This window comes from Blautia sp. JLR.GB0024, assembly GCF_037000545.1.
Classification (GTDB): Bacteria; Bacillota; Clostridia; order Lachnospirales; family Lachnospiraceae; genus Blautia; species Blautia celeris.
Window position 1 is genome coordinate 1 of the sequence record NZ_JBANBF010000034.1, and the last position, 6,845, is coordinate 6,845.

The 6,845-nt window shown below is 39.9% G+C and carries 8 protein-coding genes; 5 read left to right on the forward strand and 3 right to left on the reverse strand.

Going from position 1 to position 6,845, the window contains the following annotated elements; genetic code table 11:
- Positions 1-506 precede the first annotated feature (506 nt).
- Entirely contained in the window at positions 507-641 is a 135-nt protein-coding gene (locus V8Q34_RS27170) for a hypothetical protein (protein WP_255611219.1), read from the reverse strand.
- Between the two features lie 156 nt (positions 642-797).
- Positions 798-1,019, reverse strand: a complete 222-nt coding sequence (locus tag V8Q34_RS27175) for a transposase (protein ID WP_225305414.1) — start codon at positions 1,017-1,019, stop codon at positions 798-800.
- A gap of 468 nt (positions 1,020-1,487) precedes the next feature.
- Between V8Q34_RS27175 and V8Q34_RS27180 the strand changes: the two genes are divergently transcribed.
- Positions 1,488-1,667, forward strand: a complete 180-nt coding sequence (locus V8Q34_RS27180; RefSeq protein WP_118594146.1) for a hypothetical protein — start codon at positions 1,488-1,490, stop codon at positions 1,665-1,667.
- A 181-nt stretch (positions 1,668-1,848) separates the two neighbouring features.
- On the opposite strand, the gene V8Q34_RS27185 is transcribed toward V8Q34_RS27180, so the two are convergent.
- The gene (locus tag V8Q34_RS27185) at positions 1,849-2,001 is read right to left on the reverse strand and encodes a hypothetical protein (RefSeq protein ID WP_158587361.1); all 153 of its coding nucleotides are present in this window, start codon (positions 1,999-2,001) and stop codon (positions 1,849-1,851) included.
- Positions 2,002-2,297: 296 nt separating this feature from the next.
- Between V8Q34_RS27185 and V8Q34_RS27190 the strand changes: the two genes are divergently transcribed.
- The 4 genes from V8Q34_RS27190 (at position 2,298) to V8Q34_RS27205 (ending at position 6,747) form a co-directional block, all read left to right on the forward strand.
- The gene (locus tag V8Q34_RS27190) at positions 2,298-2,435 is read left to right on the forward strand and encodes a helix-turn-helix domain-containing protein (protein WP_335836673.1); all 138 of its coding nucleotides are present in this window, start codon (positions 2,298-2,300) and stop codon (positions 2,433-2,435) included.
- 734 nt (positions 2,436-3,169) lie between these two features.
- The gene (locus V8Q34_RS27195; RefSeq protein WP_118594026.1) at positions 3,170-4,009 is read left to right on the forward strand and encodes a toxin regulator; all 840 of its coding nucleotides are present in this window, start codon (positions 3,170-3,172) and stop codon (positions 4,007-4,009) included.
- Between the two features lie 34 nt (positions 4,010-4,043).
- Positions 4,044-4,727: an Ltp family lipoprotein gene (locus V8Q34_RS27200; protein ID WP_118594027.1), complete on the forward strand. Its 684-nt coding sequence runs from the start codon at positions 4,044-4,046 to the stop codon at positions 4,725-4,727.
- A gap of 577 nt (positions 4,728-5,304) precedes the next feature.
- Positions 5,305-6,747, forward strand: coding sequence for a recombinase family protein (locus tag V8Q34_RS27205; RefSeq protein ID WP_335836674.1), 1,443 nt, complete (start codon positions 5,305-5,307; stop codon positions 6,745-6,747).
- Positions 6,748-6,845: the final 98 nt, after the last annotated feature.

Here is a 6,845-nt window from a genome sequence, read left to right on the forward strand (position 1 = left end):
GGACCGGAGTGTAATAACCTATAATAAAAATTCATAGTAAAATCGAATAGATCCGGCGCATAACCGGGCGCCGGTCCGGTAGTTCTTACTTGCATTTCCGGTCTTTGAGCAGCACTACAATGATTCCTGTGCTGACAATGATCTGCACCACGTCTAATATAATTTCTATCATCCCCCAAACCTCTGAGCTCCGCTTTCATAGAGATATCAGCTATATGCCCATTAACAAAAAAGCCGGAATGCTCCGCCCTTCGCAATCGCACCGTCCTCACCCATAATTTTCTCATACAGATTATCAGATTCTCCAAAATCAACTGCAGAACCCCTTTTGTTGCTGTAGCAACAACGCCATCTCTCCATGTAGACGGCTTATCTACATCAAAAAATACGGCCCGCCATTTTTTTGACCAAATACTTCCACAATTCTGAGCTTAACTTTGCCCCAGATATCATAGTCAGAGTTATCCAGCACGGATTCGGGTCCGGCACAATGACTGCGATTTCTTCTACCGTGATAAATTTCTTATCCCATACCTGTTTTGTGGTCTGCTTCTGTCCAATATCACATTTCCGGAGCTTGTCTGGCTGCCGTCACCGCCTTCCTCAAAAAGACATAAATTCATAATTTTCCTGGTCTTCATCTTCTAATTCTCCGTTTCTAAGTGTGTGAACTACCAACTATCAAGATCAAATTCACCTTCAATCAAAGCAGGGTGTCGTAGCAGTGATACTATCTGCAGATTTCACCATTCCAACTGAGCGGATATGATACTTTTTACCATCATCCCCTTCAACTGTCATACCTTAATGGCTTCCAGAAGGTTTTGGTGGAGATGATATCTATCCGCTATCTGCATAGCATCGGACAGTATTTCCTGAATAGCAGACGCATAGGCACTTCTCCTGTCTCGTGTAACTGCTTTAATATGCTTATTGTTCTTAAGCCATTCCTTTAGGGTCATTCCATCACGTCCATCAAGTACCGCAACCGGCCTATGGGTAGCCTGATTTACAATGATTGTACCGTATGTGTGCCGCTTTTAAATGCAAAGTCATCAACACCAATGACATTTCCATATTCCAAGACAGCCTGCAAACGATATAAACTCTTCAAACTCCATCCCCCCTCTCTTTCCTATCCACAGCCGCCGGTCAATCTCGTCAGTCTCTTTCGACTCATCTATATGTACAGACGTCCGCACCTCAGTAAAGGGAACGTCTTCTTATCCATCGTCATCACCTCACATCTGCTTTCATAAATCTTTCAAAAACTCTTTACATTTCTTTTATCTTTTTACCACAGTTTCATCACATTTTCCCGGTATAGTAATACTCAACAAAGGGCAATAACCTTTTTCATATAGACTTTTCTTTTTCATACTGCCGGGCCTGCTGACCCGGCCCTCCTTCTTTATAAGCACAACATTACACTAATCTGGATTTTCTCCTACCATAGGAGTATAATGAAAAGAAAAAGAGGTTGACTTATGACTAAAAAGAAAAAAGATTTTTTTAAAGCTTTATTATCCCTTATTTTTTGGCTGGTAGTTGCTTATCTTGTTGTTACAAAGCCTATACACGGTTTTATTATTGCAATTATTGGACTGTTACTATTTATATGGAATAAGATAAAGAACAAACCAATCATTAAATTCACAAAAAAATAATGTGAAAGTCATATAATAAGGACGTACATCTATTCGCATCTATCCCATAATTAACTCTTTTTTATCTGTCTTTCCCAGTCCCGTGGCTGCTAAAATCTGGTTGATGTAGCAAGAGCGGTACATAAGGCTGCGTCTTTTATGGTTTCATAGTGCATGAACTTTTCCTCTCCTTCTTACCGCCTTATTTGGCGGCTCTTTTCCTCTCGTATTTCAATGCGGCCATTGCCAGGTCAAGCTTCTCTATGACAATCTCCCTCACCTGTTCTTCTGGTAACTGGTCCATCGTATAGTATTTCCCTTCTATACGAAAACGGGGTACTACTTCTATTTTCATGCCATCACCCTCTCTGATTATGGTATGTAACTGGGGTTGTCTGGGATACTTATTGATTTTCCACTATTTCCTGTCTATAATTGTGCTACATTTTCAAAGATTATTCCCTTCTTTGCCATCTCTGCTTTTAGATTCAAGTACCCCCTTACATTCCCACTTATATTCAAATGCGTCATTCATAACCATACATCAATCCTAAATGAGTAATATTTCAATGTTTTTTACGCATTTGCGCATTCTTTCATTTACTTACTTATTTAAATGTGTTATCATATATTTATATGAAAGGCGGTGATATGATGGGAATTGGAGCCAAACTGGAGAAGTTACTAAAAAAAAGAAACATGAATGCAAATGAATTAGCACAAAATATTGGAGTTGCTCCTACCACTATTTATTCTATGATTAGACGCGACAGTAAAAAGCAGATATAGAAGTTCTCTTTAAGCTTGCTAAAGAACTTGGCGTAGACGCTGAATATTTTTGTGACACTGATGAAGACATCTCAAAACATGAGCCGTCATATGATGATGTCGAACGCCTCATTGCCAGAAATGGGAAACAAATGTCAAAAGAGCAGAAATTGCACCTGATACAACTTTTGTCCGAAAGAATTGAGTAATTCTGGAGAACAAAATGAATCCTGAAAAACTACATAAAAAAGTCTGAGAAGTCTGTACAGAATGTGGAATTAAAGACTTCCCATTTGATTATATCGCTGTCTTTGAATACTACGGATTTAAAGTATTTACGTACGAACGAGCAAGATATCTGTGCTCTGAGTTATATGCCCTGTGTTGGGCTATGTCAGATGATCTATCGAAGAAAAGACCAATATATTGACTCAATAGGGAGTGAGAATAAAAAAACAAAACCAGAAGATGATTATGAAGTTTTAGTACTTGATTTTTCATATCAATATTTTATAGGAGATTTAACAGCTAGTCTTAAGGGTTTAGGTATATCAATCAGAGAAACGAAGTACATGTACACTATAACGTTTATACCACTTATGATGCAAGATAGTTCAACTGCCACCATCTAGGAGGTGAATGGAATATTATCTCTAACCAACGACCGCACACTTAACATATTACCTGATGAGCAGATGTAGATTAATCCGCTTCGGCGTATTAATAAATATTATAATGTACTGGGGGAAAAACTTATGAAGAAAAAAATGGCAGCACTATTACTTGCAATGTCAATGTCCTTGACGTTCACATCATGCGGAATCAATGAAGCTGATTATAACTCTGCCAAAGAAAAAAACAGCAAACTGGAATCTCAATTAGAAGATTCAAAAGACGAACTTGAAAAATCAAAATCTGACCTTATAGCATTGCAGTCTGATTATGATTCACTAAAATCAGAGTTTGATAAGTACAAAGAAAAAATGAAGCCATTTGAGGAAATGGAAGCGGCCGAAGCTGAACAAAAAAAGGCTGAAGCTGAAGCCGCCCAAAAGGAATCACAAAATCAAACTGCCGCTACTGATGCCGTAAATAAAATATGGGATTTTGCTAATGGTACGTTGGTATCCGGGGCTACTAGAGAATTATATAATGATGCCTTAGCCAAGGTTAATACTTTAACTGATGAAACCAAAAAAAATGAACTAATGCAGGCAGTTCAAGCGGCTGATGCCTCATTATCCGCTCAGGAACAGGCTGCTGCTGAGGAGGAGGCCCAAGGTTACGAAACTGGTATTTCATATGACCAGTTAGCCAGAACTCCTGATGATTATCTTTCAAAAAAAGTTAAATTTTCAGGTAAAGTAATTCAAGTCATGGAGGGCGATACTAGTACCCAGATCCGCCTAGCAGTCAACGATGATTATGATACAGTTTTACTTGCAGAATATTCAAAAAGTATAGTTTCCTCTAGGATATTAGAAGATGACCATATAACGATATATGGAACTTCTGTTGGTACAATCAGCTATAAATCAACTTTAGGAGGAACCATTACTATCCCTGGAGTATATGTTGATAAAATTGACCAATGATTCTATATTCGTATAAGTTAAGGAGGAAATCTACATGTCTAAAGAAGGAAAAAAGAAAGGGAGCTGTCTTAAAACATTACTTATAATTGTTCTTGCACTCGCAATAATAGGAGGAATCGGTTCAACAATAGGCGGTGACAAAGACAAGGCCCAAAACACGACCAAAAAAACAGCCGCATCAACAGAAAAGACTGAAGAACAAGATAAATCTACTGAACCCAAAGAGGAGCAGTCTGCTACCGATAATTCCAAAGATGATCAGGTCCCCAAGGAGTACAAATCTGCACTTAATAAAGCCAAAAGCTATAGCGAAACCATGCATATGTCTAAAGCAGGCCTTTATGACCAGCTCACCTCAGAATACGGTGAAAAATTTTCTGCTGAAGCTGCCCAGTATGCTGTCGACACCATAGAAGCTGACTGGAATGCAAATGCATTGGCAACAGCTGAAAACTACAACGAAACCATGCATATGTCTAAAATGGGTCTATACAATCAACTTGTATCAGAAAATGGAGAACAATTTACTCCAGAAGAAGCCCAGTATGCTGTCGACACCATAGAAGCTGACTGGAATGCAAATGCTTTAGCAACAGCAAAGAACTATCAGGATACAATGGATATGTCTCCCGAAGCCATACGTGACCAGCTTACTTCAGAGTATGGCGAACAGTTTACTGCTGAAGAAGCCGATTATGCGATAGCTAATTTGAATTAAATCCAACGAATATGATACCTATATTTACGCGGTTTTGTCCAAATGTTAAATATTCCATCATACAAAACAACCGGCCCCTGCCCCAACAGCAGGGGCCACAAAAATAATATACTCACCCAGGCAGCCGAACAGGCGGCCCTCTATCCCGTTCCGAGTCTTGCGGAAAGGGGTGGTGCTTATGTACGTGACTTATAGTGACCTCTTTACCTTTATCATCATGATAACAGGTATAATCGCACTGATTGTTCAGATACATAAAAAATAGCCGTCCTGCTCTCGTCAAAGTTTAGGAACGGCTATTTTTAAATAGTGTAACTATATTTCGCCGGGACGGGTAGCGTGCACCTACCTGTCGGCTGTCTTGTTAAGTATATTATAGCAAAATATACCGAAATGTCAAATAGTAAAACCGGCCCCTGCGCCAACAGAGACCGGCCATACATCCGAAGATGCATACTTATTACTTAGACACTGATATTGTATCATCTCCGGAGCAGCCACGCAAGCGGAACAAAAGTTCGCTGGCTGTTATTTTTGTACCTAAAAATCAATATTATATATAAGAGGTGATAAAATAATGTCCGAAAATGATACAAAACAACTACGGACCGGTGCCCTCTACATCCGCGTCAGCACCGCTGATCAGGCAGAGCTGTCCCCGGACGCACAGAAACGTCTCCTTCTGGATTATGCCAAAAAGAATAACATTGTCATATCCAATGATTTTGTTTACATGGAAAGTGTTTCCGGCCGCCGGGCCCAGAAGAGGCCTGAGTTTCAAAAGATGATTGCCACTGCCAAGCAGGAAAGCCACCCCATTGACGTCATTCTGGTATGGAAATACAGCCGTTTTGCCAGGAACCAGGAGGAATCCATTGTTTACAAAAGTATGTTGAAAAAAGATGGTGTGGAGGTCATCAGTGTTTCCGAACCACTCATTGACGGTCCGTTTGGAACACTCATAGAAAGAATCATTGAATGGATGGATGAATACTATTCCATCCGTTTGTCCGGCGAAGTTCTTCGTGGCATGAAGGAAAAAGCTCTAAAGAACGGATATCAGGCTACTCCATGCCTCGGATATGATGCCGTAGGAAACGGCCAGCCATTCATTATTAACGAAAAAGAATACCGAATCATAGATTACATTATGGATCAGTACGACAATTATAATGTTGACACCACAGCGATTGCGCGGAAATGCAATGATCTGGGATATCGGACCAAGCGGGGAAATCTCTTTGAACGGAGAAACATTGACTTTATTTTAAAAAACCCTTTTTATACCGGAACCGTAATCTGGAATGGAACTGAATTTGAGGGTACACATGAAGCTCGTCTTTCAAAAGAACGTTACAAAAAACGCCTTAGACTCATGAATGCCCGTAGACGCCCCGCCAAGAACCGGAATGTGTCTGCCTGCAAGCATTGGCTCTCAGGTCTGTTAAAATGCTCTATTTGCGGTGCTACGCTCTCCTATACCGGCAACCAGGCCTGTCCATATTTTCAATGTTGGAAATATGCCAAAGGGTTCCATAAGACATCTGTCAGTATTTCTGTAAAGAAGGTTGAAACGGCAGTCATTGATTATCTGGAAAAAATCGTGAATGGAGAGGATTTTACATATACCTACAAAGGTGATAATATATCCTCAACGGATACATCCGAACTGGATAACTTAAAGCATGAGCTGGACCGCATCACCATCAAAGAGCAGCGTGTACGGGCTGCCTATGAAAATGAGATAGACACTCTGGAAGAGTACAAAGAAAACAGGAAACGCTTAAATGCCCAAAGGGAGTATCTCATGAAAGAGATTGCTTCATTGGAAAATATCTTTCAAAATACCGAGCAGCCAGAGAAAAAAGATGTAGTAGAGGAAATAAGGAATGTCTACGAAATCGTTCGGGGTCCAGAAAATGACTATGAAACAAAGGGCATGTTTATCCGTACTATCGTCAACCAGATCGTTTATGACAAGGTTTCCGGCAAACTCTATTTTGATATCATAATTTCTTAGTTTAATACTTTTGTAACAATTTTGCCACTTAAAAAATGCCCGGAACCCGCATAAACAGCGGGTTTGAAGCACTATTATAGGTTACTGCACTCCGGTGG